The following is a 23,971-nucleotide window of genomic DNA, read 5'->3' as shown; positions in this document are numbered from 1 at the left end:
GCAGGGTCGCCGCCGCGGGCGGCGGTTCAGTCGAGGACGGCCGTGACCGTCCCCGCGCCGACGGTCCGCCCGCCCTCACGGATCGCGAAGCCGAGCCCCGCCTCCAGCGGCACGTCGCGACCGAGCTCGACGGTCATCGCGACCGTCTGGCCCGGCCGGGCGAGCCCCGCCTCGCCCAGGTCCACGTCCCCCACCACGTCGGCGGTGCGGATGTAGAACTGCGGCCGGTACCCCGACGCCAGCGGTGTCGTACGCCCGCCCTCCCGCGCGGACAGCACGTACACCTGCGCGGTGAAGCGGCGCCTGGGCACGACGCTCCCGGGCGCGGCGACCACCTGCCCGCGGCGTACGCCGTCCCGCGGCACCCCGCGCAGCAGCAGTGCGACGTTGTCCCCGGCCTCGGCGGACTCCATCGGCTTCCCGAAGGTCTCCAGGCCGGTCACCACGGTCTCGACGGGCTCGCCGTCGCCGCCGAGGACGCTCACGCGGTCGCCCGTGCGGACGCTCCCGCGCTCGACGGCGCCGGTCACGACCGTCCCGCGTCCGGTGATGGTCAGGACGTTCTCCACCGGCAGCAGGAACGGCGCGTCGGTGTACCGCACCGGCATCGGCACGTACGTGTCCACGGCGTCGAGCAGCGCCTCGATCGCCCCGGTCCAGCGCGGGTCGCCCTCCAGCGCGCCGAGTCCGGAGACCCGTACGACCGGAGCGGCGTCCCCGCCGTACCCGTTGGCGGTGAGCAGCTCGCGGACCTCGAGCTCGACCAGGTCGGTGAGCTCGGGGTCCCCGGCGTCGGCCTTGTTGAGCGCGACGACGATGTGGTCGACGCCGACTTGCCGGGCGAGGAGCACGTGCTCGGCGGTCTGTGGCATGACCCCGTCGAGCGCGGAGACGACGAGGATCGCCCCGTCGAGCTGCGCGGCGCCGGTGACCATGTTCTTGACGTAGTCGGCGTGCCCGGGCATGTCAACGTGGGCGTAGTGCCGGGTGTCGGTCTCGTACTCGACGTGCGTGAGGTTGATGGTGATGCCGCGCCGGGCCTCCTCGGGGGCCCGGTCGATGCGGTCGAACGGCACGAAGGAGGCGCCGCCGCGCTCGGCCAGCACTTTGGTGATGGCAGCGGTGAGGGTGGTCTTGCCGTGGTCGACGTGACCCATGGTGCCGATGTTGAGGTGCGGCTTGGTGCGCACGAAGGCCGTCTTGGCCATGATGTCTTCCCGAGTGCTTCCGAAGCTGGAGACGGGACCCCTGGAACGAACCGACCCTCCCCCTGTGGGGTCCGCCGGACGATCCGGGAAGGGTCAGCTTCGTGCGCCGTCGAATGCGGCGAAGGCGGTTGCCTCGAGGACTGCGAGGGTCTCGGGCGCCTTGAACGCCTCGAATGCCTCGAAGAGGAAAGCGGCAGCCTTCGGCGCGTCCGCGACTGCGGACGGCGCTGCGGGGAAGGCGTACCGGGACATGCCCCTGATCCTGCCGGACCGCCCCGGGCACGTCGAACGAATTACCGCGGGGCTAAGGGCTGTCCCGTAATCCCCGGCGGGCGCACGACGACAGCTACGGCGCCTCGCTGCGTTGTCGGAACGTCCGCATACGCCCAGTATGCGAACGCCCCTCCGCCTTGCGATGCACCGCATCTGACGCCGTGCGCTGATCCGCCAGGGATTACGGGACAGCCCTTAGACGTTCTTGAGCGCCTCGCGCACGGACAGCGGGGAGAGCGCGGCCCGTTCCGCCTCGACGAAGGCGCGGACCGCGTCCGGGTCCGTCTTCGCGTACTTGCGCAGCGCCCAGCCGATCGCCTTGCGGATGAAGAAGTCCGGGTGGCCGCACTGGCGGCGGCAGTAGCCGAAGAGGCGCTCGGTGTCCGTCGCGGACTCGTAGCGCAGCTGGTGGAGGAGGGCCGTGCGGGCGAGCCAGAGGTCCTCGTCCCCGATCCATTCGTCCATCACGGCCGTGAGTTCCGGATCGGCGGCCACGAGCGGGCCGGCCGCGTGCGCCGCGAGGTGGTCGACGGTGTCCCACCACGGGACGGTGACGATCAGCTGCCGGACCACCGGGAGGAAGCCGGAGGAGCACACCCGGACGTGGCGGCGCAGGTAATCCACCGCGAAGTAGTGGTACTCGCGCTCCCGGAGCTCCCAGCACCGCAGCACGAGCGCCGCCACGTCCGCCTCCGCCGGCTTCGGGGTCTGCGCGGTCACGGCTTTCGACAGCTCGCGCCGCAGCGGGGTGCGGATGCCGAGGAAGGGCGCGACGTCCTTCATGTACGCGGCCATGACCCGGGCCTGCACCGGGTCGGCGGCCGCCCCGTACGTCGTGGTGAGGCGGTCGAGGAGGGTGTCCGCGAGGGCGCTGCGCGGGACCTTCGGGGGTCGCTGGTCGTTCGGCCGCATGAGGCCCAGATTACGGCGCGACGCCGCATTGGTCGGCTAGTCTCCCGGGATGTCCCTCCTCCTCGCGCCGTGGACCCGGCTGTCGCTGCTCGTCGTGCTGCTGCTGGCCGCCGGCGTGTGCGTCGTGCTGTACGAGCCCCAGCGCATCCTGTCGGAGGGCTGGCCCCCGGGTCTTCCGGTGGGCGCGGCGGTCTTGCTGTTCGCGGCTGCGTACGGGGTGGCCACGGCGGCCCTGGTGCCGCGACCGCTGCTCAACCTGGCGGCAGGGGCCGTCTTCGGCATCCCGTTCGGCCTGCTCGCGGCGGTCGGCGGCTCCGTCATCGGCGCCGGGATCTCCTTCGGGCTGGGCCGGATGATGGGGCGGGACGCCGTGCGGCCGCTGCTGCGCGGCCGCTGGCTCCGGGCGGCCGACGACCAGCTCGCCCGGCACGGCTTCCGCTCGATGCTGGCCGTCCGCATCTTCCCCGGCCTGCCCTTCGCGGTCGCCAACTACTGCGCCGCCGTGTCCCGCTGCGGCTGGCTGCCCTTCCTCCTCGCGACGGCGATCGGCGTCGTCCCGAACACCGCCGCGTACGTGGTCGCGGGCGCGAGCGCCTCCTCGCCGGACTCGCCCGCCTTCCTCGCGTCCTTCGGCTTCATCGCCGTCTCCGCGGTGGCGGCCGCAATCGTCGGGTGGCGGGGGCGGCACCGGCTGGCGCCCGAACCGGTATGCGAAACGTACGATCATGCACCTCAGCACCCCCCTGTGGTCAGCGCCGCTCCCCACGGGCCCTAGCATCGGACCCGAACTGCCCGACGATCACAAGGACGAGCGCACCCCGACATGAGCTGGTTCGAATCCCTAATCCTCGGTCTCGTCCAGGGGCTTACGGAGTTCCTCCCGATCTCCTCCAGCGCCCACCTCCGGCTGACCGCGGCATTCGCCGGCTGGCAGGACCCGGGCGCGGCCTTCACCGCGATCACGCAGATCGGCACCGAGGCCGCCGTGCTGATCTACTTCCGCAAGGACATCGCGCGGATCATCTCCACCTGGTTCCGCTCGCTGTTCACGAAGGCGCTGCGCTCGGAGCAGGACGCCAAGATGGGATGGCTGGTGATCGTCGGGTCGATCCCGATCGGTGTCCTCGGCGTCGCGTTCAAGGACCAGATCACGGGCCCGGCCCGTGATCTTCGGCTGACCGCCACCACCCTGATCGTGATGGGCGTCGTCCTCGGCATCGCGGACCGGCTGGCCGCCCGCGACGAGGAAGGGGGCCGGCACCGCGCCATCCGCGAGCGCAAGACGCTCAAGGAACTGGGCGTCAAGGACGGCCTGATCTTCGGCCTCTGCCAGGCGATGGCCCTGATCCCCGGCGTCTCCCGCTCCGGTGCGACGATCTCCGGCGGTCTGCTGCTGGGCTTCACGCGCGAGGCGGCCGCCCGATACTCGTTCCTCCTCGCCATCCCGGCCGTGCTGGCCTCGGGCGCGTTCGAGATCAAGGACGTCGCCGAGAACCCGGGGCACATCTCCTGGGGGCCGACGATCTTCGCCACGGTCATCGCGTTCTTCGTGGGCTACGCCGTCATCGCGTGGTTCATGAAGTTCATCTCCAGCAAGAGCTTCATGCCCTTCGTGGTCTACCGGATCGCCCTGGGCATCGCACTGTTCGTGCTGATCGGCATGGGTGTGCTGAGCCCCTTCGCCGCCGAGTCGGCCGGCTGACACGGCTGCCGCTCACCGCTTCGCGTGAACCGGAGGCCGCTCGGGAACGTTCCCGGGCGGCCTCCGCGTCGTTGTGCCTGAAGAGACCTGAAGAGACCGGAAGGCAAGCAGCAGGGGGTGTCCCATGGGTCGAGTGGTGCTGGAGCGGTTTCCGGCCGGAAGTCCGAGGGGAAGCTGGCCCGCCGAGGAGTACGCCGCCGAGCGGATGCGCGAGGGCGTGCCGGCCGAAGTGGTGATGGACCTGGCCACCGACGCGTTCCTCGTCGTGGTCCGGCAGCGGGAGGCGCATTCCGGTCACTGATCCACCGTACGGAGATCCGGTGCGCGCACGCCCCTTGGCCTCGCCGCCCCGCACCCCCACACTGACCCGATGACGCAGCGTGTGGACCTCGCCACGGTCATGGACCGGCTGGCGATCGACGAGGTGGTCACGGGGTACGCGGTGGCCGTGGACGACGGCGACTGGGCGGCGTACCGTGCGCTGTTCACGCCCGCCGGACGGGCCGACTACAGCTCGGCGGGCGGGATCGAGGGCCCGGCCGCCGAGGTCGCGGACTGGCTCGCGGAGACCATGAAGCTGTTCCCGGTGCGCCAGCACCTCATCGTCAACCGGCTGATCCGGCTGGAGGACCTCGGCGGCTCCCCCGGCGACCGTGCCGAGGTGCGCGCCGACTTCCTCAACCCGATGCGGCTGGCCGGCGAGGAGTTCGACGGGACGGTGACCGCGCCGAACTTCGTCGCCGCCGGCCGCTACACCTTCGGTCTCGCCCGCACCGCCCGCGCCGGCTGGCGGCTCACCCGCGTCATCGTGCACGAGAAATGGCGGCACATGTCCGCCTAGGGGGCGTCGTCAAAGTCCCGTCTGGCCGGCGGGGTCTGGCACGCGCGCTCGCGGCGTTGTCGTCGGTCGACGACGCGAGCGTCGCCTCCTCCCCCTGCCTTCGGCGGGGGGACCCCCACCTCCGCCTTGCGATCACACGCACCAGACCCCGCCGGCCCCGCCCTCACGGGCGGACGACGCTACTTTGACGACACCCCTAGGGCTGTCTGCGGATCCTGCTCGAACGGCCGCCCGGACGGCCCTGTTCCACACTGGAAGCGGAGGCGCGTCATGCTCTCGAAGCGGACCCGGTGCTGGCGTGCGGCGGCCGCGGCCGCCGCCGGGGCGCTGGCGTGCCTCGCCTTCCCCGCCCCCGCCCTCTGGTGGTTCGCGTACGTCGCCCTCGTGCCCTGGATGCTGCTGCTGAGGTCGGCGCCGACCGGGCGGCGCGCCGCCCTGGAGGGCTGGCTGGGCGGCGCCGGCTTCATCGTGGCCGTCCACCACTGGCTGCTGCCCAGCCTGCACGTGTTCCTGCTGCCGGTGGCGACCCTGCTGGGGCTGCTCTGGATCCCCTGGGCCCTGCTGGTGCGGGAGTTCCTCGGCGGGCTCCCGGAGCCGGGCCGGGCGGCGGCCGCGCTGTTCCTGGTACCGGCGGGCTGGCTGCTGTCGGAGCTGGCCCGGTCCTGGCAGGGGCTGGGCGGGCCGTGGGGGCTCTTGGGGGCGAGCCAGTGGCAGGTGGCGCCCGCAATGCGGCTCGCGTCCGTGGGCGGGGTGTGGCTGGTGAGCCTGCTGGTGGTGGCGGTGAACTGCGGTCTGGTGCTGCTGATCGCGGTGCCGGGCGCCCGGGTCCCGGCGGTGGCCGGGGTGACGGGGTGCGCGGTGCTGACAGGGGTGGTGTGGCTGTGGGTGCCGCGGCCCGAGGTGTCGGGCACGCTGCGCGTGGCCGTCGTACAACCGGGCCTGGTGGCGGACGGCCCGGACAGTACGGACCAGCGGTTCGCGGCCGGGGAGCGGCTGACGCGGACGCTGGCCGGGCAGCCGGTGGACCTGGTGGTGTGGGGCGAGAGCAGCGTCGGGGCCGACCTGGCGGCGCGCCCGGACCTGGCCCGGCGGCTGGCTTCGCTGTCCGCCGAGGTCGGGGCGCCGCTGCTGGTCAACGTCGACGCCCGGCGCCCGCCCGGCCCGGCTGCAGCCCCGGCTGCGGCGCCGGTCCCGACGGCAGCCGCGCTGCCCGACGGCGGCATCTACAAGAGCTCCGTCCTCGTCGGCCCCCGCGGGCCGACCGGCGACCGGTACGACAAGATGCGCCTGGTCCCCTTCGGCGAGTACATACCGGCCCGGTCCCTGCTCGGCTGGGCCACCTCGGTCGGCAGGGCCGCCGGCGAGGACCGCCGGCGCGGCGAGAACCCGGTGCTGATGGATCTGCCGGGGCGGCCCGGTGTGCGGTTCGGCCCGCTGGTCTGCTTCGAGTCGGCCTTCCCCGACATGAGCCGCCGTCTGACCCGCGACGGGGCCGCCCTGCTGATCGCCCAGTCGGCCACCTCGAGCTTCCAGGACAGCTGGGCCCCGGCGCAGCACGCCTCGCTCTCCGCCGTGCGCGCCGCCGAGAACGGCCGCCCCGTGGTGCACGCCACCCTCACCGGGATCAGCGAGGTGCACGGTCCCTCCGGCGAGCGGATCGGCCCGGCGCTGGCGACCTCCGCGCGTGCGGCGCAGGTGTACGAGGTCCCGCTCGCCGGCGGCAGGACGTTCTACGTCCTCTTCGGGGACTGGCCCGTGGGGGCCGCCCTCGCGCTGCTGGCGGCGTACTGCACCCTCGAGGGCGCCCGCTCGCTCGGGCTCAGGAAGCCTGCTCCAGAGCCGACGACACCACCTGCTCGCACAGCTCGTGGGTGAGCAGCGCGTCGCGGGCGCTGACCGTCCTGCCCGCCGCGACGGACTGCAGGAACGCGTCCACGGCCTGCTCGATGCCGCGCTGGCGGGCGACCGGCACCCAGTCCCCGCGGCGCCGCACGGTCGGCTGGCCCCGGTGGTCGATGATCTCGGCGAGGTTGACGACCTGTCGCTTGGTCTCCTGCCCGGACACCTCGAGGATCTCCTCGTTGGAGCCGGACAGCCGGTTCATGATGCCGAGCGCGGTGAAGCCGGCGCCCGACAGCTGGAGGACGACCTGGTGCATCAGCCCGTCGCGCACCTGCGCCCGGACGTCGATGTGGTCGGTCTCGCCGGGCAGCAGGAAGCGCAGGGTGTCGACGACGTGGATGAAGTCGTCGAGGACGAAGGTCCGGGGGTCCTCGGGCAGCCCGATCCGGTTCTTCTGCATGACGATCAGGTCGCGCGGGTGGTCGGCGCACTGCGCGTAGCCGGGCGCGTGGCGGCGGTTGAAGCCGACGGCGAGCGACACCCCGCGCTGCTCGGCGAGTTCCACCAGCCGCCGCGATTCCCCGAGCTCGTAGGCGAGCGGCTTGTCCACGTACGTCGGCACGTCCGCTTCGAGCAGCCGTGTCACGATCTCGGGGTGAACGGCCGTCGGGGCGTGCACGAATGCCGCGTCGAGGCCTTCGGCCAGCAGTCCGTCGAGGTCGCCGTGCCGGCGCGCGGCCGGGATGTGGTGCATCTCCCCGATCCGCGCCAGCGTGGCGGGAGTACGGGTCTGCAGGTGCAGCTCGACGCCCGGGCGGGCGGTGAGGACGGGCAGGTACGCCTTCTGGGCGATGTCGCCGAGTCCGATGACGCCGACCTTCACCGGGAACCTCCAGGTTGATCCAGTCTGGACTCCCGCAGCTTAATCCCTGGTGGCGGGGCCCGCGTTCGCCGAGGATGTCGTCCATGACCACCACCACCGGATCCCACCGCACCGAGCCCTCCACCACTGCGAACGAGCGGGAGATGCTGGACGGCTGGCTCGACTACCACCGCGCCACGCTCGCCTGGAAGTGCGAGGGCCTCGGGGACGAGCAGCTGGGCCGCCCCTCGCTCGCCCCGTCCGAACTGAGCCTGCTGGGCCTCGTACGGCACATGGCGGAGGTGGAGCGGTACTGGTTCCGGGAGATCATGCTGGGCGAGGACCTCCCCGAGCTGTACTGCACGCGCGAGGACCCGGACGGGGACTTCCACTTCGGCGCGGACGACACGTGGGCCGAGGCCGAGCAGACCTGGCAGACCGAGGTCGAGCTGGCGCGGCAGGCCGCGGCGGGCCGTTCGCTGGACCTGCTCTCGGATCCCGGGAGCCACCACCGCGGCGAGACGTTCAGCCTGCGCTGGGTCTACACCCACATGATCGAGGAGTACGCGCGCCACAACGGGCACGCGGACCTGCTGCGCGAGCAGATCGACGGCGCCACGGGCGACTGACGCCCTCCGGTGCGCGCGGGTGCCGGGCCGGTGTCCGGCGGATGTCCGTCACCCGTGTGGGGTCAATATCGGCTCCGGGTTTTCGCAACGGGGTCCTCGCACAGCAGAGTTGCGCGAGTGCATCCAACGCGAACCACGACAAAGCTGCTGCTCGGAGTCGCCTGTGCCGTCTCGGCCGTCTCGGGCTGCGTGCATGTGACCCCCGCCCCGATGCAGCCGGCGGCCGCCCCCGGCACCACCGGGGCGCCGCCGCAGTACGAGCCGCGCGGCGGACCGGGGGCCGCGCCGGTGGCGGTCCAGGCACCCGCCCTGGAGGCGCTGAAGGCCGTACCGGGGCAGTCCGCGCAGCCGGCCGCCTCCGCCGCGGGCCGGCAGGCCGCGCCCCGCAGCGCGGCGGCTGCGGCGGGCGCGGCGGGCACGGTGCCCGAGGCGTCCTCTCGGGCCGTTCCGCCGGTGCCGGACATCCCGGAGCCGCACCGGCCCGGCGCACGCCGCTCAGTGGGCGAGGGGGGCCGTACGGACCCGTCGGGGCGGGACGTGGAGGTGCCGCGCGAGCTGGTGAAGGAGCTGCCGGTCCGGCCCGCCGACGTGTGTGCGCTGGGCCGCCGGCACGGCCGCTGGCACCCGGACAGCCCGGAGGCCCGCATCTGCGCGGGCGTCCACGGCGGCTGAGCTCGCTACGGGGACTGCTCCGGGGACTGCTCAGGGAACGGCCGGGGCCGCCTGCCCGGCTCCGCGGCCAGGCGCCGCTCCAGCCGGGCGATGGCGGCCCGTACTCCGTTCCCGTACCCGTCGTCGCCCAGGGCCCCGGTGGCGGCCCGGGCCCGGGCCAGGTGCACCCGCGCCGCCTCGGGCCGCTGCAGTTTGACGTAGTCGGCGGCCAGGCTGAGGTGCAGGGACGGGTAGAACACGCGCACGGCGGGATGCGGCTCGTGCCGCGCGGGCAGCCCGTCCCGCAGCCCCCTGCCCAGCCCGTCGGCTGCGGTCAGGGCCCGCAGGTCCCAGGCCAGTTCGTCGGCGGGGTCGTCCTGGGCGTCGGCCATGTAGTGCGCGAGGGTGCACCGGTGGAGGCCGTCACCGTCCTCGCCGATCTCGTTCCAGATCTCGCCGAGGCGGTTGCGGGCCTCTTCGCGGTCACCGGCGTGCAGCAGGATGACGGCCTGGCCGATCCTGGTCATGACGGCGTCCTCCGACGCCTCCTGCTGCTCCGTCACGGCGGCCTCCGTCTTGCTCTGCCAGACCTGTTCCGGCCTGGTTCGTCACGACGCTAACGGCAGGCACCGGCAATGGCGCCGAGGCGCGGTGGGGCGTCAGCCCAGGTCCGGGATCGTCCAGTCGATCGGCGCATGGCCCTGGGCCGCGACGGCCTCGTTGATCTGCGTGAAGGGCCGGGAGCCGAAGAACTTCTTGGCCGACAGCGGGGAGGGGTGGGCGCCCTTGACGACCGCGTGCCGCTCCTCGTCGATCAGCGGGAGCTTCTTCTGGGCGTAGGCACCCCACAGCACGAAGACGGCCGGGTCGGGCCGGTCGGCCACCGCGCGGATCACCGCGTCGGTGAACTTCTCCCAGCCCTTGCCCTTGTGCGAGTTGGGCTCGGCCTCGCGGACGGTGAGCACCGCGTTGAGCAGCAGGACGCCCTGCTCGGCCCACGGCATCAGGTACCCGTTGTCCGGGACGGGCGTGCCCAGCTCCGCGTGCATCTCCTTGTAGATGTTGCGCAGCGAGGGCGGGGTCTTGACCCCGGGCCGCACGGAGAAGCACAGGCCGTGCCCCTGGCCGGCGCCGTGGTAGGGGTCCTGGCCGAGGACGAGGACCTTCACCTTGTCGAAGGGAGTGGCCTCCAGGGCGGCGAAGACCTGCTCTCGGGGCGGGTAGACCGGCCCGTTCGCCCGCTCCTTCTCGACGAACTCGGTGAGCTCTTTGAAGTAGGGCTGGTCCAGCTCGTCGCCGAGGACGGGGAGCCAGGACTCGGGCAGCATCTGGGTCACGTCTACAACCTCCGGTACAAGTTCGCGCAACTGCGTGGTGCAACAGCTCAGAACCTACCGGGGCCCACTGACAACGCCTCATCCGCGGGCGCCCGAAGGCGTCCGCGGACGAGGCGGGCCGGCTGCCGGCTGTGCTACCAGCTGGTCTTGCGGTACAGCTCCCACATCTGGAAGACGGTCTGCGGGTCGAGCGCCCGCTCGGCGCCCGCAATGTCCTCGCGGGCGGCGACGTACAGCTTGCCCTGCCACAGGGGCAGGAGGCGGACGTCCTCGGCGAAGATCTGCTGGGCCTGCTCGAACTCGCGGACGCCGGCGGCGCGGTCGCTCTCGCGGCGGGACTTGGGCAGCAGCTCGGTGAGGATCTGGGCGGGCTCGTACGGGGTGCCGACCGCGTTCTCCTTGCCGACGAACGGCGCGATGAAGTTGTCCGGGTCCGGGAAGTCGGGGAACCAGCCGCGGCCGAAGACCGGGTACTCGCCGTTCTTGTAGCCGACCTGGAAGACCTTCCAGGGCTGGCCGCGCAGGGTGACCTTGAAGAGCCCGCTCTCGTCCAGCTGGCGCTTGAGCTCGGTGAACTCGTCGGCGGTGGAGGCGCCGTAGCGGTCGGTGGTGTACCAGAAGGTCAGCTCCACCGGCTGGGTGATCCCGGCGTCCTTGAGGATCTTCTGGGCCTTCTTGATGTCGGCCTGGCCGTACTTGTCGTAGAAGGGCGTCTTGTGGCCCACGACCCCCTTGGGGACCATCGAGTACAGCGGCTCGGCGGTGCCCTGGTAGACCTTGGAGACGATCGCGCCGCGGTCGATGACCTGGGCGATGGCCTGGCGCACCGGCAGCTTGGCGACCTGCGGGTCCTTGGGGTTGAAGACCAGGTAGCGGATCTCGGCGCCGACGTTCTCGACGACCTGGACGCCCTGCGCGTGCGAGGCGGGGGTCTGCAGGTCCTTGATCTCGGGAGCCGACAGACCGCGGTAGGTCGCGTCGATCTCCTTGTCCTTGAGCGCCGCGATCATCTTGGTGGAGTCCGCGAAGTAGCGGATGGTCACCCCGTCGTTACGCCGGTTCGCGAAGCCGTTGTAGGTCCCGTTCTTGCCGAGGACCGCCTCGCTGCCCTCCTTGTACGAGTCGAGCACGAACGGGCCGGAGCCGGTGACCTTGCCGTCCTCCCGCACCTTGTCGGCCGGGTAGTCCTTGGGGGCGACCAGCGAGGCGGCCGGCGAGCCGAGGACGAAGGGGAAGGTGGCGTCCGGCGTCTTCAGGTGGAAGACGACCGTCAGCGCGTCCGGGGTCTCGATCTTGTCCAGGCTGCCGAACAGGCCCTGCGGACCGGTCTGGGAGTTGATCGTCCGGATCCGGTCGAGCGAGTGCTTGACGGCCTTGGCGTCGAGCGCCTCGCCGTTGGAGAACTTCAGGCCCTTCTTCAGCGTGCACCGGTACGACTCGTTCGCCGCGTCGGTGAACTCGCAGTTCTGGGCGGCGTCGGGCTGGGGCTTGGTGGAGCCCGTGGGGAACGCCAGCAGGGTCTGGTAGACGTTCCGGTACAGCTCCCAGGAGCCGTCCCAGGCGGCGGCGGGATCGAGGGTGCTCGGGGCGCTCGTCGTGCCGACGACGATCCTCTTCGCGGCGTCACTGCCGTCGTCCGAAAGCAGACCGCATCCGGCGAGCAGGGATATGGACGCAAGGGCCGCAGTGATCTGCAGGCATCTGGTCCGGATGAACACGTGCACGCTCCTCGATCAGCCAGGGGTGCGGCAGACCCTACCGCAGTGCCTCACAAATCCAATGGGCAGGTTTCATGTGACACTTGACCGATTTCGTGCATATTAGGTACGCATTTGCCTCCCCTCGGGAGGCAAATGCGTCCGATTATCGATCAGTGCACTCCGGCATTGAGGAACATTCCCCCGTCAACGACCAGAGTTTGGCCAGTGATCCATTCCGCTTGTGCAGATGTAAGAAAAGCCGCCGCGCCGCCGATGTCCTCCGGCAGCCCGAGCCGGCCGAGCGGGTACGCGGCCGCGGCCTCCTGCTCCCGGCTCTCGTAGAGCGCCTGGGCGAACTTCGTCTTGACCACCGCGGGGGCGATCGCGTTCACGCGGACCCCGGGCGCCATCTCGTGGGCGAGCTGGAGGGTGAGGTTGACCATGGCGGCCTTGCTCATCCCGTACGCGCCGATGAAGGGCGAGGCGGAGACGCCGGCGATGGACGCGATGTTCACGATCGCGCCGCCGTTGTCCTTCTGCCAGGCGTGCCAGGTCCGCTGGGCGAACCCGAGCGCCGAGATCACGTTCGTCTCGAAGACCTTGCGCGCGACGCCGAGGTCCAGGTCCGCGATCGGACCGAAGACCGGGTTGGTGCCCGCGTTGTTGATCAGGAAGTCGACCCGTCCGAAGGCCTCCATCGTCCGCTCGACGGCGACCGCCTGGTGGGCCTCGTCGTGCGCCTTCCCGGCGACCCCGATCACCCGGTCCGCGCCGAGCGCCTCGACGGCCTCCTTGAGGGCGTCCTCGTTGCGCCCGGTGATGCACACCCGGTCGCCGCGGGCGACGAGCGCCTCGGCGATGCCGTAGCCGATGCCCCGGCTCCCACCGGTGATCAGCGCGACCTTGCCGCTGTCCGCCGCGTTCGTGCTGCTGTTCGTCATGAGCCTGCGCCCTGCCTCTCGTCAGTTGAGCGGGCCGCCGGCCACGTACATGACCTGGCCGGAGACGAAGCCGGCGGCCTCGCCCGTGAAGAACGCGATCGCGTTGGCGATGTCGTCCGGACGGCCGACGCGCTGGACGGGGATCTGGGTGGCCGCGGCGGCCTGGAAGTCCTCGAAGCCCATGCCCACGCGTGCGGCCGTCTGGGCGGTCATCTCCGTGACGATGAAGCCGGGGGCGACGGCGTTGGCGGTGACGCCGAACTTGCCGAGCTCGATGGCCAGGGTCTTGGTGAAGCCCTGCAGGCCGGCCTTGGCGGCGGAGTAGTTGACCTGGCCGCGGTTGCCCAGCGCCGAGCTGCTGGAGAGGTTGACGATGCGGCCGAACTTGGCCTCCACCATGTACTTCTGACAGGCCTTCGACATCAGGAACGCACCGCGCAGGTGGACGTTCATGACGGTGTCCCAGTCGTTCTCGCTCATCTTGAAGAGCAGGTTGTCGCGCAGCACACCCGCGTTGTTGACCAGGATGGTCGGGGCGCCCAGGGTGCTCGCGACGCGCTCGACGGCCGCCTCCACCTGCGCCGCGTCGGAGACGTCGCAGCCGACCGCCAGGGCCTTGCCGCCGGCCGCCGTGATCGCCTCGACGGTGTCCTTGCAGGCCGCCTCGTCGAGATCGAGCACGGCGACGGCCCGGCCTTCGGCGGCCAGACGCACGGCGGTGGCCGCGCCGATGCCCCGGGCCGCCCCGGTCACGATCGCGACGCGCTGCTCGGTGGTGGACATGGTGGATCTCCTCGCGCTCGGAATCCTCATCAGCGGTTCCTCGTCGGTGAGCAACCGCTTAGTAGCTTCAGCTGAGGAGACGCTAGGAGCCCTGGCACCCGGTGTCAACGGCACCCGGCCCCAGGGCTCCTCACGTCGCGACGGACGCCGTACGGATCGCCGTACGGCCGCCTTGCGGATCAGCGCACCAGCAGGTCCAGCAGCCGTTCCACCTCGGCCTCCGGGTCGGTCGTCAGACCGGTGTGCACCGGCCCGGGCTGCACCACCGTGCTGCGCGGGGCGATCAGCCAGCGGAACCGGCGGCCCGCGTCGTCGCCCGCCGCCTGGCCGGCCCACTCGCCGCCGGTGCACACGCCCTCGACCCCGTGCAGGGCGGCGCGCACGCCGGCCACGTCGGCCTCCGGGTCCAGGACGAGGAGCTTGGCCTCGTCCAGGTGGGTGCGCGCGGCCACGTACGAGCGCGCCCGGCAGTAGACGATCACGCCGGCGTTGAAGCACTCGCCGCGCTCCATCCGGGGCACCACGCGCACCAGCGCGTACTCGAACACGTCCCGCTTGCTCACTCGCCGTCGCTCTTCTTCTTGGTCTTGTGGGGCCATTCGGTCAGATGGTCCGTCAGCCACCCGGGCGGCTTGGAGGGCGCCTTCACCTCGGCCTCCATCGAGATCCTCTCGTGGATCGTGGCCGCGCGCGGCAGCAGCACCTCCACGTAGGCGCGGCGCACCGCGTCGGTGGAGTCGAAGCCCGGCTCGTCGACCAGCCACTCGTCGGGCACGTCGGCGACGACCTCCTCGAGCAGGTCCCGGGTCACCAGGGGCGCGAGCGCGGCGGCGGCCGCCGCGATGTCCGGGCCGACGGGCGCCAGGACGTGGTCGGATGCGTTGTACGGCTTGGCGGCGGCGCTCTCGGCGGTGGGCCAGTTGTGGTGCCAGATCATGGTGGCGCCGTGGTCGATGAGCCACAGGTCCCCGTGCCAGACCAGCATGTTCGGGTTGCGCCAGGACCGGTCGACGTTGTTGATCAGCGCGTCGAACCAGACCACGCGCCCCGCCTCGGCGGGGTCCACCTGGTACGCGAGCGGGTCGAAGCCGATCGACCCGGGCAGGTAGTCCATCCCGAGGTTGAGTCCGCCGCTGGCCTTCAGCAGCTCCTGGACCTCCTGGTCGGGTTCGCCGAGCCCGATGACGGGGTCGAGCTGCATCTGCACCAGCCGCGGGACCCGCAGGCCGAGGCGCTGCGCCAGGCGCCCACAGACGACTTCGGCGACCAGGGTCTTTCGGCCCTGGCCGGCTCCGGTGAATTTCATGACGTAGGTACCGAGGTCGTCGGCCTCGACGATCCCCGGGAGCGAGCCGCCCTCACGCAGAGGCGTGACGTAACGGGTCGCGATCACTTCGGACAGCATCCGCCCAGGTTACGGGGGTCAGTGCGCGGGAGCCCACTGCGCGAGGAGGGCTTCGGCCGTGGTGACGGTCGCGACGAGCGCCAGGCAGTTGCGGATCACCTCGGCGGTGTACGCGGCGGGCACCCCCGCGATGGCATCGGACGGCACCACCACCCGGTAGCCGAGGTTCACGGCGTCGAAGACGGTGTTCGGGATCGCGATGTTCGAGGAGACCCCGGCGACGACGAGGGTGCGGATGCCGAGGTTGCGCAGGAGGGCGTCCACGTCGGTGCCCGCGATCGGCGAGAGCCCGTGCAGCCGGCGGACCACCAGGTCGTTCTCGGCCACCTCGATCGGCGCCGCCACCTCCACCGCCCGGCTCCCCGACAGCTGCCGGACGGGCAGCTTCCCGGCGGCCCGGAACAGCCGCGCGTTGTCGTTGGCCGCGAGCCCGTCCGGCCGCCGCTCGGCGATCGCGTGCAGCACCTGTACGCCGGCCCCGTGTGCGGCGTCGACCAGCGCGGCCACCCGCCCCAGCATCCCGGAGTCCCTGGCCTCCTTCGCCAGCTCGGGCAGGGCGCTCTCCTCGCCGACGACGCCGTTCTGGCACTCGACGGTGAGCAGCGCGGTGGTGGCGGGATCGAGTTCCGGCATGGCTCCCCCTGGCGTGACGACCATCGATCCCGCATGATTCCTGACACACAGTCAGATGTGAAGGGGTGCGGGACGGATGGACGGGACACAGCGGCGGGGCCGCCGCATCATGATGACCGACGCCGAAGTGGACGCCTTCCTGGGCGAGCAGCGCACCTGCCGGGTGGCGACCGTCTCCCCGGACGGCCGCCCGCACGTGGGCGCGCTGTGGTTCGCCTGGGACGGCAGCTCCCTGTGGCTGTACTCGATCACGCGCAGCCGCCGCTGGTCCGACCTGCGCAAGGACCCTCGGATTTCGGTGGTCGTGGACGCGGGCGAGGCGTACGACGAACTGCGCGGGGTCGAACTCTCCGGCAGCGCAGTCTTCGTGGGCGAGGCCCCGCGCACGGGCGAGCCCTGCCCGGAGCTGGCCGAGGCGGAACGGCTGTTTCCGGCGAAGAACTTCGGCATCGAGGAGATGCCGCACGACGGCCGCCACGCATGGATCCGGCTCACCCCGGAGTCGATCGTCTCCTGGGACTTCCGCAAGCTCTGACGCCCATGGCGCTCCGACCCCCTAGAGCGCCGCGGCGGCCTCCCGCAGGGCCTCGACGGCGGCCCGGATCGAAGGCCGCCGGTCGGCGTCCGCCCGCCAGACGACGTACACGTGACGGCGGACCGCGTCGCTCACGGGCAGCAGCCGGACCCCGGGCGGCACCGGGCCGCGCCCGAGCCGGGGCGCCACGCACACCCCCAGCCCGGCCTCCACGAAGGCCAGCTGGGTGTGGTGCTCCTCGGCGATGTGCGCGATGCGCGGCTCGATGCCGGTGCCGCGCAGCGTGTACACGAGCCACTCGTGGCAGAACTGGCCCTCGTTCCAGGAGATCCAGTCGTCGTCGGCGAACTCGGAGAGGGAGATCCGGTCGCGGTCGGCCAGCCGGTGCCGCGCCGGCACGGCGATGTCGCAGGAGTCGTCGAGCAGGTGTGCCCGGGTGAGCTCGGCAGGCACCGGCATGCGCTTGTTGTGCCAGTCGATGGCCAGGGCCAGGTCGAGATCGCCGCGCACGACGGCCGCCATGCTGTCCTCGGGCTCCTGCTCCCGTACCAGGGGCCGCAGTTCGGGATGCCCGGCGCGCAGGGCGGTGAGCACCTGGGGCAGCAGTCCGCGCATGGCGGTCGGGAAGGCGCCGATCCGCAGCTCGCCGACGGCGCAGCCCCGCTGGGCCTCCACGTCGGCCTGGGCGAGCTCCACCTGGGAGATGATCCGGGCCGCGTGATCGGCGAGCAGCCGGCCCGCGTCCGTGAGCCGGACCCCGCGGCCGTTCTTGGCCAGCAGGGGCTGGCCGACCTCCCGCTCCAGCTTGGCCATCTGCTGGGAGACGGCGGAGGTGGTGACGTGGAGCCCGTCGGCCGCGCCGCTGACCGAGCCGTGGCGGGCGAGGGCGTCCAGGGTGCGCAGGCGCTCCAGGTTCAACATGTAAGCAATGCTACGCCGTCACCACGAAGAAGTCTCGCTTGTCCTACGCAGTCGAGCGGAGCAGAGTGCTCCTCATGAGCGCACCCGCCACCCCTCGCCCCACTCTCACCCCGCCGGTCGCCCCCGTCCGGGCCGGGCGGGTGGACTGGCGGCTCCGCTTCGCGGTCCTCTCGGTGGTCTGGGGCTTCAGCTTCCTGCTGATCAAGGTGGGCACGGAGGCGTACGCGCCGTTCCAGGTCGCACTCGGCCGGGTGCTGTTCGGTGCGCTGGCGCTGCTGGCCGTGCTCGTCGTCCGCCGCGAGCCGCTCCCCCGCGGCCGCCGCACCTGGGCCCACCTGTTCGTGGCGGCGCTCCTGCTCAACACCGCCCCCTTCTCGCTCTTCTCGTACGCCGAGCTGAGCATCCCCTCGAGCCTGGCCGGGATCTGCAACGCCACCTCGCCCCTGTGGGGCATGGCGCTGTCGCTGGTGGCCCTGTCCGAGGACCGCCCGACACGCCGCCGCTTCGCCGGCCTCGGCCTGGGCTTCCTCGGCGTCCTGACGGTCCTCGGCGCCTGGCAGGGCTTCGAGGGCATCGACGCCGAGGGCACCGCACTCGCCCTGCTCGCCTCGCTCTGCTATCCGATCGGCTGGATCTACGTGAGGCGCACGCTGGCCTCGGCCCCGGGCTCGCCGGTGGCGCTGACCGGCGCCCAGCTGATGCTCTCCACAGTCCAACTGCTCGCGGTCAGCGCCGTGTTCACCCCGACCCCCGCCTCGTTCCCGCTCTGGCCGACCCTGTCGGTGATCGCGCTGGGCGCCCTGGGCACGGGGATGGCCCTGCAGATGCAGTACGGCCTGGTGGCGGAGATCGGCCCGACCACGGCCCAGATGGTCACGTACTTCATCCCGGTCATCGCCACCACGGCGGGCGTCCTGCTCCTGGGCGAACCGCTCCACTGGAACACCCCGGTGGGCGCGGCGATCGTGCTGGCCGGGGCGGCCCTGACCCAGACCCGCCGCCGCTAGGACCTGTCTTCCGGCCCCTGGGGTCCCGGGAGCCGTCAGTCGAAGCGGCCGCCCGTCGCGGGCCGGACCGATGCCGCCACCGCGGCTGCGAGCCCCGGCACTTCGCCGAGCTGCACGCCCGACACCGTGATCCGTACGCCCGGCCCCGACTCCACCCGGAACCGGCCGCCAGGTGCCGCCGCCCAGCCCGCGGCCAGCAGCCGCGTCACCGCCCCCGTCTCGTCGGCGACGGGCACCCATACGTTCATCCCGCTGCGCCCGTGGGCCCGTACGCCCCGCTCCCGCAGGGCCTCGACCAGCCCGTCCCGCCGCTCCCCGTAGGACCTCGCGACCGCTGCCCGGTCCACCGCTCCCGAGGTCCACAGCTCGACCACCGCGTACTGGAGCAGCCGGCTCACCCACCCCGGGCCCAGCCGCTGGCGCCCGCGTACCCGGTCCAAGGTCACGGCGTCGCCGGTCAGCACCGCGAGGCGCAGGTCGGGCCCGTACGCCTTCGCCGTGGACCGCACCAGCGCCCAGTGCCGGGTCACCCCGCCCAGCGAGTGCAGCGGCAGGTCCACGATCGCGTGCCCGTGGTCGTCGTCGACCACCAGCACCTCCGGGTACCGCGCCAGCACGCCGCGCAGCTGCGCCGCCCGGTCCGCGCCGACCGCCGCCCCGGTCGGGTTCTGCGCCCGCGCCGTCACGATCAGCGCCCGCGCGCCCTGCGCGAGCACCCGCTCCACCGACGAGACGACGGGCCCGTCGTCGTCCACCGCCACCGGCACCACGCGCAGCCCCAGCGCCGCCGCCAGGTCCAGCACGCTCCCCCACCCCGGGTCCTCGATCGCCACCGCGTCCCCCGGCCGCAGGTGCGCGGCCAGGACCCGCTCGATCCCGTCCAGCGCGCCCGAGGTCACCCCGACCGGCCCGGCCGGCACCCCGTCCGCGTCGAGGTCGGCCCGGGCCAGCCGCTGCAGCTCCGGCACCACCGGGTCGTCCCCGTACAGCGTCGGCGCCTGTGCGTACCGGCGCGCCGCCTCGGCCAGGGCCCGGTCCAGCGGGGGCAGCAGTCGTACGTCCGGGTTTCCCGAGGCGACGTCCCGCGCGCCCGGCGGCACCGCCATCCGCAGCTCGTCGCGCGGCGCACTCGCCGGCCGCCCGCGTACGCGGCTGCCGCGCCGCCCGTCGGTCTCGATGACCCCGCGCTCGCGCAGCGTCCGGTACGCGGCGGCCACGGTGTTCGGGTTCACCCCGAGCACCCCCGCGAGCTCCCGCATGGGCGGCAGCAGCGTTCCCGGCGCGAGCGCGCCCGATCCGACGCCCGCTTCGACACTGGCCGCGATATCCGATGCGCGGCACCCTGCAATCCGATACTCTCCTAGCACAAAGCCAAGTATGCACTAGTACAACGGAGCGCGCATCATGACCGCCACGACCGACACGCAAGAGGTGCCCGAGACGAACGGGACGACCGGTGGCTACGAGCCCACCGACCGCACCGTCCCGAGCCGCTCCCGCGAGCGGGCGCGCTACGACCGAGAGACGGTCCACTCGATACTCGACCAGGCCTACGTCTGCCACCTCGGCTTCGTCCGCGACGGCGCACCGGTGGTCCTGCCGACGCTCTACGGCCGGGTCGGCGAGACCCTGTACGTCCACGGCTCGACCGGCTCGCGCCCGCTGCTCGCCGCCGGCCAGACCGACCCGGGGCTGCCCGTGTGCCTGACCGTGACGCACGTGGACGGCCTGGTGCTGGCCCGGTCGGCCTTCCACCACTCGATCAACTACCGCTCGGTGATCGTGCACGGCACCGCGTACCAGGTGACCGACGAGGACGAGCGCCGGATGGCTCTGGACGCCCTCGTCGACCACGTGGTCCCGGGCCGCTCGGCGGACTCCCGGCCCGCCAACGCGAAGGAGCTCGCCGCGACCGCGGTGATCCGCCTGGACCTGAACGAGGTGTCGGCGAAGCTCCGCACCGGCGGCCCCAACGACGAGCCCGAGGACATGGACCTGCCCTACTGGTCGGGCGTGGTCCCGGTCGCGCCGGTGCACGGAACCCCGATCCCGGCCGACGACCTGGCCCCCGGGATCGCCACCCCGGACTACCTCGCCGCGCTCTGAGCCTCACGGGGCTCGCGGGGCTCACGGGGCTCGTCGGGCTCACGTGCCTCGGGAGCATCGCGGGTCCCCCGGGCGGGCCGGACCACCGGCCCGTCCGCCGGCCTGCGCGCCTCGGCCGCGATCAGCGCGCCCACCGCCGTCAGCAGCAGTACGGTGCCCAGCACCACAGCGCCGGTCAGCCGCTCGCCGAGCACCAGTACGGCGATCACCGCCGCGCTGACCGGCTCGATGAGCATGATCACGGACACCGTCGCGGCCCGCACCGCGGCGGCCCCGGTGAAGTACAGCGCGTACGCCAGGGCCGTCGGCACGGTGGCCACGTAGACCAGCAGCCAGAGCACCCGCCCGAGTTCGGCGGTGTGCGGCACCAGCCCCTCCGCCGCGGCGAGCGGCAGCAGGCACACCGTGCCCACCGCGACCGACCAGGCGGTGGTGACCAGCGGGTCCCCGCCCGCCCCGCGCCGCCCCAGCGAGCGGGCCCGCAGGGTCATCGCGGCGTACCCGGCGGCCGACAGCAGGGCCCAGCCGACGCCGGCCGGCCGCACCTCCCCGCCCCCGCCGCCCAGGACCAGCACGGCGAGCCCGGCGAGCGCCCCGACGACGGCGGCCACCCCGCCCCGGCCGAGCCGCTCGCCCATCCAGTGGCGCGCCCCGAGCGCGATCAGCACCGGCCCGGCGCCCAGGGTCACCACGGTCCCGACCGCGAGGCCGGTGCCCCGTACTGCGGCGAAGTACGCGGCCTGGAACAGGGTGAACATCAGCCCCGTCCCGATCAGAGAGGCGACCGACGGCCGCGCCGCCGGCCGCGGGTCCCGGGGCCGGCGTACGGCGAGCACCCCCAGCAGCACCACCAGCCCGCCGGCGCACCGCCAGAACGACAGGGCGAGCGGGCCGAGGTCACTGGCCAGGAAGAGGAGGGAGGCGGCCGCCCCGGCGGTGCCCCAGGCGGCTCCGGCGACGACGAGGTACAGCAGACTGCGCCCTGAGGCGGGCGAAGGATTCGACACGAGTGTGCTCCGCGCATGCGTGAAGGATGAAAGAGGAAGGTCATCGCTTCGCGGGCAGCGCGAACCCGCCCGGGAACTGCCCGGGCCGGGTCCTCGTCACAAGGGGCAGCTGCCCGCGGCTACGCGGCCGGAGGCGGAAGCACGGTCGAATGCATGATCGCCACCTTAGGCCGTCATCGTCTCGCGGTCCAGAACGGCCGATTCCGGATCTGCCGCTCCCGGCGGGGTGGGCCGCGAGGACTGGGCGATGAAGGCCCCGCCGAGCACCAGCGCTCCGCCGACGATCTGCGGGGTGGAGAGGTGCTCGCCCAGCAGGATCCAGGCGAAGACGGTGGCCACGACCGCCTCCAGGCAGGCCACGACACCGGCCACCTGGGGCGAGAGCCTGCGCACCGAGACCACGCCGGTCAGGTACGCGAAGACCGTCGCGATCAGCACCACCCAGCCGAGCAGCACCCACGCGGGCACCGTCGTGTCACCCATCGCGGCCTGCCCGCCCAGCAGCTGCCAGTCGATCTGCCACGGCCGGGCGATCACCGTCATCACCAGCGCGCCGACGAGCATGCCGTACGCGATCACCCCGAGCGGGTCGGGCACGTCGTCCGCGGCGCCGTCGGCACCGTGGTCCGCGAAGACGAAGTAGAAGGCCTGGCAGCAGGCGGCGGCGAGGCCGAGCAGTACCCCGAGCAGGTCCAGGCTCAGCCCGGACCAGACCTCGACGACACAGGCGAGACCCACGACGGCCACGGCGGCGCCCGCCGCGGCGGCCCGGGTCACCGGCTTGCGCTGTACGAACCGGATCCAGCCGAGCAGCAGCGCCGGGCCGAGGTACTCCAGGAGCAGGGCCACGCCGACCGGGATCCGGGACAGGGAGGCGAAGTAGAAGGCCTGCACGCCCGCGACGCCGACGAGCCCGAAGCCGGCGAGCAGGAGGGGTTTGCGCAGCAGGAGATCCCGGTGCCGCCAGGCCAGCGGGGACAGCACCAGCGCGGCCCCGGCCACCCTGAGCCAGACCATGTGCAGCGGGTCCAGACCCGCCTCGATCAGCGGCTTCGCCGCCACACCCGAACCACCGAACGCGAACGCCGAGACGAGCGCGAGGCCCAGTCCGGCGTTTCTCCCTGACGCTTGCATCCGGCCATCATGGCAGGGGCGGTCAGCACCGTCACGGGCGTGACACCTGTTGAGACGCATCCGAGACCGGGCGTGACCGGGCCGATCATTTCTGACAGGTCGTCAGTATTGAATGTTCCGCCCACCAGGGCTACGTTCCGCCGCACGTACCCGACGAGAAGGGGTGGTCGCATGGCCGAAGTCACCGCGGAATCACGCATCGAGGCGTCCGCCGCGAAGCTCTGGGCCCAGCTGACGGACTGGTCGGCGTACGGCCAGTGGAGCATGACCCACACGAATTTCCCGAAGGGCGGCCCCGGGACCCTCGCGGTCGGCGCCACCTTCGAGGAGAACATGAAGATGATGGGCTTCCCGGCCGAGGTCGCCTGGACCGTCTCGGAGCTGGAGACCGAGCGCGTCTTCGCCATCACGGGCAAGGGCCCCATGGGCGTGGCCATCCTCACCCGGTACACCCTGATCCCGGACGGCGATGCCACCACGGTCCGCATCGACGGGGAGTTCAACGGGGCCGCCGTCTCCCTGATGGCGGGCAAGCTCAAGGACTCGGCCACCGCCGCCCTGAACGAGTCGCTCCGCAAGCTCGCCGGCCTGGTCGTCTGACCCCTCCCCCGGCGGGTACCCGGATACGACGGCGCGCCCCGCGAGAGGACTCGCGGGGCGCGCCGTTTTCATTTCACCGGCCGGCTCAGTGCTCGTCGGCCAGGATCAGGTAGAGCTTCTTGCGGGCGTCGTTGATGACCGCGAGGGCCTTCTCGCGCTGCTCGGCCGAGCCGGTCTTGAAGACCTGGCCGAAGGCCTCGAACAGGCCGATCCCGGCCGTCCGGACCTCGTGCATCGCCTCGAAGTCGAACCCGCGCCCGGCTTCGGCCCAGGGGGCCTCCGGGGCCGACTCGGCCTCGGTGCGGCCGGCGTCGGTGAGCGTGAACAGCTTCTTGCCGCCCTCGCTCTCGCTGGTGATGAGCCCCTCGTCCTCGAGCAGCTGCAGGGTCGGGTAGACCGAGCCCGGGCTGGGCTTCCAGGCCCCGCCGCTGCGCTCGCCGATCTCCTGGATCATCTCGTAGCCGTGCATCGGCCGGTCCTTGAGCAGCGCCAGGATCGAGGCGCGCACATCTCCCCGCCGGGCCCGGCCGCGCGGTCCGCCGCGTCCGCCACGTCCGCCGAAGGGGCCGCCGCCGAAGGGGGGCCCGAAGGGGCCGAAGGCACCGCGCCGCCCCTGGAACTCCTCCCGACGATCGGGCCCGCAGTGACCGTGGCCCCGTCCGTGCTCGTGTTCGTGCTGTCCGTGTGAACGCATGACTGCGCTCCTTTCGTCTTCCGGTCTCTCGCTATCGCTCTTGCGATACGTCAACTATCGCCGACCCATCGCGATGCGTCAACGATATATCGGAAACTAATAACGAGCACCTCCGCGCCTCCCTCGGTCGGCACCGTGATCACGCCACCGACGACGGGAAGCAGGCGGAGCGGGCCGCGCTGTCGGGTGACGGCACGGGACCGGCCGGCGACGGCGTCCGCTGCAGATGGGACGGGGCCAGTCATCGC

Annotated in this window: 28 protein-coding genes; 11 read left to right on the top strand and 17 right to left on the bottom strand. The window is 72.4% G+C overall.

Going from position 1 to position 23,971, the window contains the following annotated elements; genetic code table 11:
- Positions 1-26 precede the first annotated feature (26 nt).
- The 3 genes from tuf to AB5J51_RS32430 form a co-directional block, all read right to left on the bottom strand.
- Positions 27-1,208 (bottom strand): elongation factor Tu, encoded by a 1,182-nt coding sequence (gene tuf / locus AB5J51_RS32440; protein WP_053789701.1) that lies wholly within the window; start codon positions 1,206-1,208, stop codon positions 27-29.
- Positions 1,209-1,301: 93 nt separating this feature from the next.
- Positions 1,302-1,460: a hypothetical protein gene (locus AB5J51_RS32435; protein WP_166662992.1), complete on the bottom strand. Its 159-nt coding sequence runs from the start codon at positions 1,458-1,460 to the stop codon at positions 1,302-1,304.
- Between the two features lie 216 nt (positions 1,461-1,676).
- On the bottom strand, positions 1,677-2,393 hold the full coding sequence (locus AB5J51_RS32430) for a DNA alkylation repair protein (RefSeq protein ID WP_369779242.1): 717 nt from the start codon (positions 2,391-2,393) through the stop codon (positions 1,677-1,679).
- Between the two features lie 49 nt (positions 2,394-2,442).
- Between AB5J51_RS32430 and AB5J51_RS32425 the strand changes: the two genes are divergently transcribed.
- The 5 genes from AB5J51_RS32425 (at position 2,443) to lnt (ending at position 6,811) form a co-directional block, all read left to right on the top strand.
- Positions 2,443-3,168 (top strand): TVP38/TMEM64 family protein, encoded by a 726-nt coding sequence (locus tag AB5J51_RS32425; RefSeq protein WP_053789702.1) that lies wholly within the window; start codon positions 2,443-2,445, stop codon positions 3,166-3,168.
- Between the two features lie 48 nt (positions 3,169-3,216).
- Positions 3,217-4,095, top strand: coding sequence for an undecaprenyl-diphosphate phosphatase (locus AB5J51_RS32420; protein WP_053789703.1), 879 nt, complete (start codon positions 3,217-3,219; stop codon positions 4,093-4,095).
- Between the two features lie 124 nt (positions 4,096-4,219).
- Positions 4,220-4,396, top strand: a complete 177-nt coding sequence (locus AB5J51_RS32415; protein WP_099893904.1) for a hypothetical protein — start codon at positions 4,220-4,222, stop codon at positions 4,394-4,396.
- Between the two features lie 69 nt (positions 4,397-4,465).
- The gene (locus tag AB5J51_RS32410) at positions 4,466-4,936 is read left to right on the top strand and encodes a nuclear transport factor 2 family protein (RefSeq protein WP_078987816.1); all 471 of its coding nucleotides are present in this window, start codon (positions 4,466-4,468) and stop codon (positions 4,934-4,936) included.
- A 270-nt stretch (positions 4,937-5,206) separates the two neighbouring features.
- Positions 5,207-6,811 carry an apolipoprotein N-acyltransferase gene (gene lnt / locus AB5J51_RS32405; RefSeq protein WP_369779240.1) on the top strand — a complete coding sequence of 535 codons (1,605 nt, stop codon included), beginning with the start codon at positions 5,207-5,209 and terminating at the stop codon, positions 6,809-6,811.
- Here lnt and AB5J51_RS32400 read toward each other — a convergent pair.
- Entirely contained in the window at positions 6,756-7,661 is a 906-nt protein-coding gene (locus AB5J51_RS32400; protein WP_053789706.1) for a Gfo/Idh/MocA family protein, read from the bottom strand. The genes lnt and AB5J51_RS32400 overlap by 56 nt on opposite strands.
- Before the next feature lie 83 nt (positions 7,662-7,744).
- Between AB5J51_RS32400 and AB5J51_RS32395 the strand changes: the two genes are divergently transcribed.
- A complete protein-coding gene (locus tag AB5J51_RS32395; protein WP_369779239.1) occupies positions 7,745-8,269 on the top strand; it encodes a DinB family protein in 525 nt (174 codons plus the stop codon).
- Between the two features lie 117 nt (positions 8,270-8,386).
- A complete protein-coding gene (locus AB5J51_RS32390) occupies positions 8,387-8,941 on the top strand; it encodes a hypothetical protein (RefSeq protein ID WP_369779238.1) in 555 nt (184 codons plus the stop codon).
- Between the two features lie 5 nt (positions 8,942-8,946).
- Here the strand turns inward: AB5J51_RS32390 and AB5J51_RS32385 are convergent, their stop codons facing one another.
- The 8 genes from AB5J51_RS32385 to AB5J51_RS32350 all read right to left on the bottom strand — a co-directional run bounded on the left by AB5J51_RS32385 (position 8,947) and on the right by AB5J51_RS32350 (position 15,719).
- The gene (locus AB5J51_RS32385; RefSeq protein ID WP_206310624.1) at positions 8,947-9,483 is read right to left on the bottom strand and encodes a hypothetical protein; all 537 of its coding nucleotides are present in this window, start codon (positions 9,481-9,483) and stop codon (positions 8,947-8,949) included.
- Positions 9,484-9,579: 96 nt separating this feature from the next.
- Positions 9,580-10,248: a uracil-DNA glycosylase gene (locus tag AB5J51_RS32380; protein WP_053789737.1), complete on the bottom strand. Its 669-nt coding sequence runs from the start codon at positions 10,246-10,248 to the stop codon at positions 9,580-9,582.
- A gap of 143 nt (positions 10,249-10,391) precedes the next feature.
- Complete coding sequence (locus tag AB5J51_RS32375) at positions 10,392-11,975, bottom strand: ABC transporter substrate-binding protein (RefSeq protein ID WP_053789710.1); 1,584 nt, start codon at positions 11,973-11,975, stop codon at positions 10,392-10,394.
- Positions 11,976-12,127: 152 nt separating this feature from the next.
- The gene (locus tag AB5J51_RS32370; protein ID WP_369779237.1) at positions 12,128-12,898 is read right to left on the bottom strand and encodes an SDR family oxidoreductase; all 771 of its coding nucleotides are present in this window, start codon (positions 12,896-12,898) and stop codon (positions 12,128-12,130) included.
- Between the two features lie 21 nt (positions 12,899-12,919).
- Positions 12,920-13,681 (bottom strand): 3-oxoacyl-ACP reductase FabG, encoded by a 762-nt coding sequence (gene fabG / locus AB5J51_RS32365; protein WP_053789712.1) that lies wholly within the window; start codon positions 13,679-13,681, stop codon positions 12,920-12,922.
- 179 nt (positions 13,682-13,860) lie between these two features.
- Positions 13,861-14,244 carry a DUF3037 domain-containing protein gene (locus AB5J51_RS32360; protein WP_053789713.1) on the bottom strand — a complete coding sequence of 128 codons (384 nt, stop codon included), beginning with the start codon at positions 14,242-14,244 and terminating at the stop codon, positions 13,861-13,863.
- Complete coding sequence (locus tag AB5J51_RS32355; RefSeq protein ID WP_206310625.1) at positions 14,241-15,086, bottom strand: HipA family kinase; 846 nt, start codon at positions 15,084-15,086, stop codon at positions 14,241-14,243. Before AB5J51_RS32355 ends, AB5J51_RS32360 begins: the two co-directional genes overlap by 4 nt.
- Positions 15,087-15,104: 18 nt before the next feature.
- Positions 15,105-15,719, bottom strand: coding sequence for a cysteine hydrolase (locus tag AB5J51_RS32350; RefSeq protein ID WP_133898641.1), 615 nt, complete (start codon positions 15,717-15,719; stop codon positions 15,105-15,107).
- Positions 15,720-15,795: 76 nt separating this feature from the next.
- Between AB5J51_RS32350 and AB5J51_RS32345 the strand changes: the two genes are divergently transcribed.
- Positions 15,796-16,254: a pyridoxamine 5'-phosphate oxidase family protein gene (locus tag AB5J51_RS32345; RefSeq protein WP_369779236.1), complete on the top strand. Its 459-nt coding sequence runs from the start codon at positions 15,796-15,798 to the stop codon at positions 16,252-16,254.
- A 21-nt stretch (positions 16,255-16,275) separates the two neighbouring features.
- Here the strand turns inward: AB5J51_RS32345 and AB5J51_RS32340 are convergent, their stop codons facing one another.
- Positions 16,276-17,175, bottom strand: coding sequence for a LysR substrate-binding domain-containing protein (locus AB5J51_RS32340; protein ID WP_369779235.1), 900 nt, complete (start codon positions 17,173-17,175; stop codon positions 16,276-16,278).
- A 74-nt stretch (positions 17,176-17,249) separates the two neighbouring features.
- Here AB5J51_RS32340 and AB5J51_RS32335 point away from each other — a divergent pair, with 74 nt between their 5' ends.
- Complete coding sequence (locus tag AB5J51_RS32335; protein WP_369779234.1) at positions 17,250-18,182, top strand: DMT family transporter; 933 nt, start codon at positions 17,250-17,252, stop codon at positions 18,180-18,182.
- A 35-nt stretch (positions 18,183-18,217) separates the two neighbouring features.
- Here the strand turns inward: AB5J51_RS32335 and AB5J51_RS32330 are convergent, their stop codons facing one another.
- Positions 18,218-19,549: an aminotransferase class I/II-fold pyridoxal phosphate-dependent enzyme gene (locus tag AB5J51_RS32330; protein ID WP_369779233.1), complete on the bottom strand. Its 1,332-nt coding sequence runs from the start codon at positions 19,547-19,549 to the stop codon at positions 18,218-18,220.
- 37 nt (positions 19,550-19,586) lie between these two features.
- Between AB5J51_RS32330 and AB5J51_RS32325 the strand changes: the two genes are divergently transcribed.
- Positions 19,587-20,288: a pyridoxamine 5'-phosphate oxidase family protein gene (locus AB5J51_RS32325; protein WP_053789719.1), complete on the top strand. Its 702-nt coding sequence runs from the start codon at positions 19,587-19,589 to the stop codon at positions 20,286-20,288.
- Here the strand turns inward: AB5J51_RS32325 and AB5J51_RS32320 are convergent.
- Both AB5J51_RS32320 and AB5J51_RS32315 read right to left on the bottom strand, forming a co-directional pair.
- The gene (locus tag AB5J51_RS32320; RefSeq protein ID WP_369779232.1) at positions 20,270-21,295 is read right to left on the bottom strand and encodes a DMT family transporter; all 1,026 of its coding nucleotides are present in this window, start codon (positions 21,293-21,295) and stop codon (positions 20,270-20,272) included. The genes AB5J51_RS32325 and AB5J51_RS32320 overlap by 19 nt on opposite strands.
- Positions 21,296-21,460: 165 nt before the next feature.
- Positions 21,461-22,429 carry a DMT family transporter gene (locus AB5J51_RS32315; protein WP_369779231.1) on the bottom strand — a complete coding sequence of 323 codons (969 nt, stop codon included), beginning with the start codon at positions 22,427-22,429 and terminating at the stop codon, positions 21,461-21,463.
- Positions 22,430-22,600: 171 nt separating this feature from the next.
- Here AB5J51_RS32315 and AB5J51_RS32310 point away from each other — a divergent pair, with 171 nt between their 5' ends.
- Positions 22,601-23,029 (top strand): SRPBCC family protein, encoded by a 429-nt coding sequence (locus AB5J51_RS32310; protein ID WP_053789721.1) that lies wholly within the window; start codon positions 22,601-22,603, stop codon positions 23,027-23,029.
- An 85-nt stretch (positions 23,030-23,114) separates the two neighbouring features.
- Here the strand turns inward: AB5J51_RS32310 and AB5J51_RS32305 are convergent, their stop codons facing one another.
- The gene (locus AB5J51_RS32305; protein WP_078987822.1) at positions 23,115-23,723 is read right to left on the bottom strand and encodes a PadR family transcriptional regulator; all 609 of its coding nucleotides are present in this window, start codon (positions 23,721-23,723) and stop codon (positions 23,115-23,117) included.
- Positions 23,724-23,971: the final 248 nt, after the last annotated feature.

This window comes from Streptomyces sp. R33 (genome assembly GCF_041200175.1).
Classification (GTDB): domain Bacteria; phylum Actinomycetota; class Actinomycetes; order Streptomycetales; family Streptomycetaceae; genus Streptomyces; species Streptomyces katrae_B.
The sequence above is the reverse complement of the archived record's forward strand: the minus strand, read 5'-3'. Positions and strand labels throughout refer to the sequence as shown.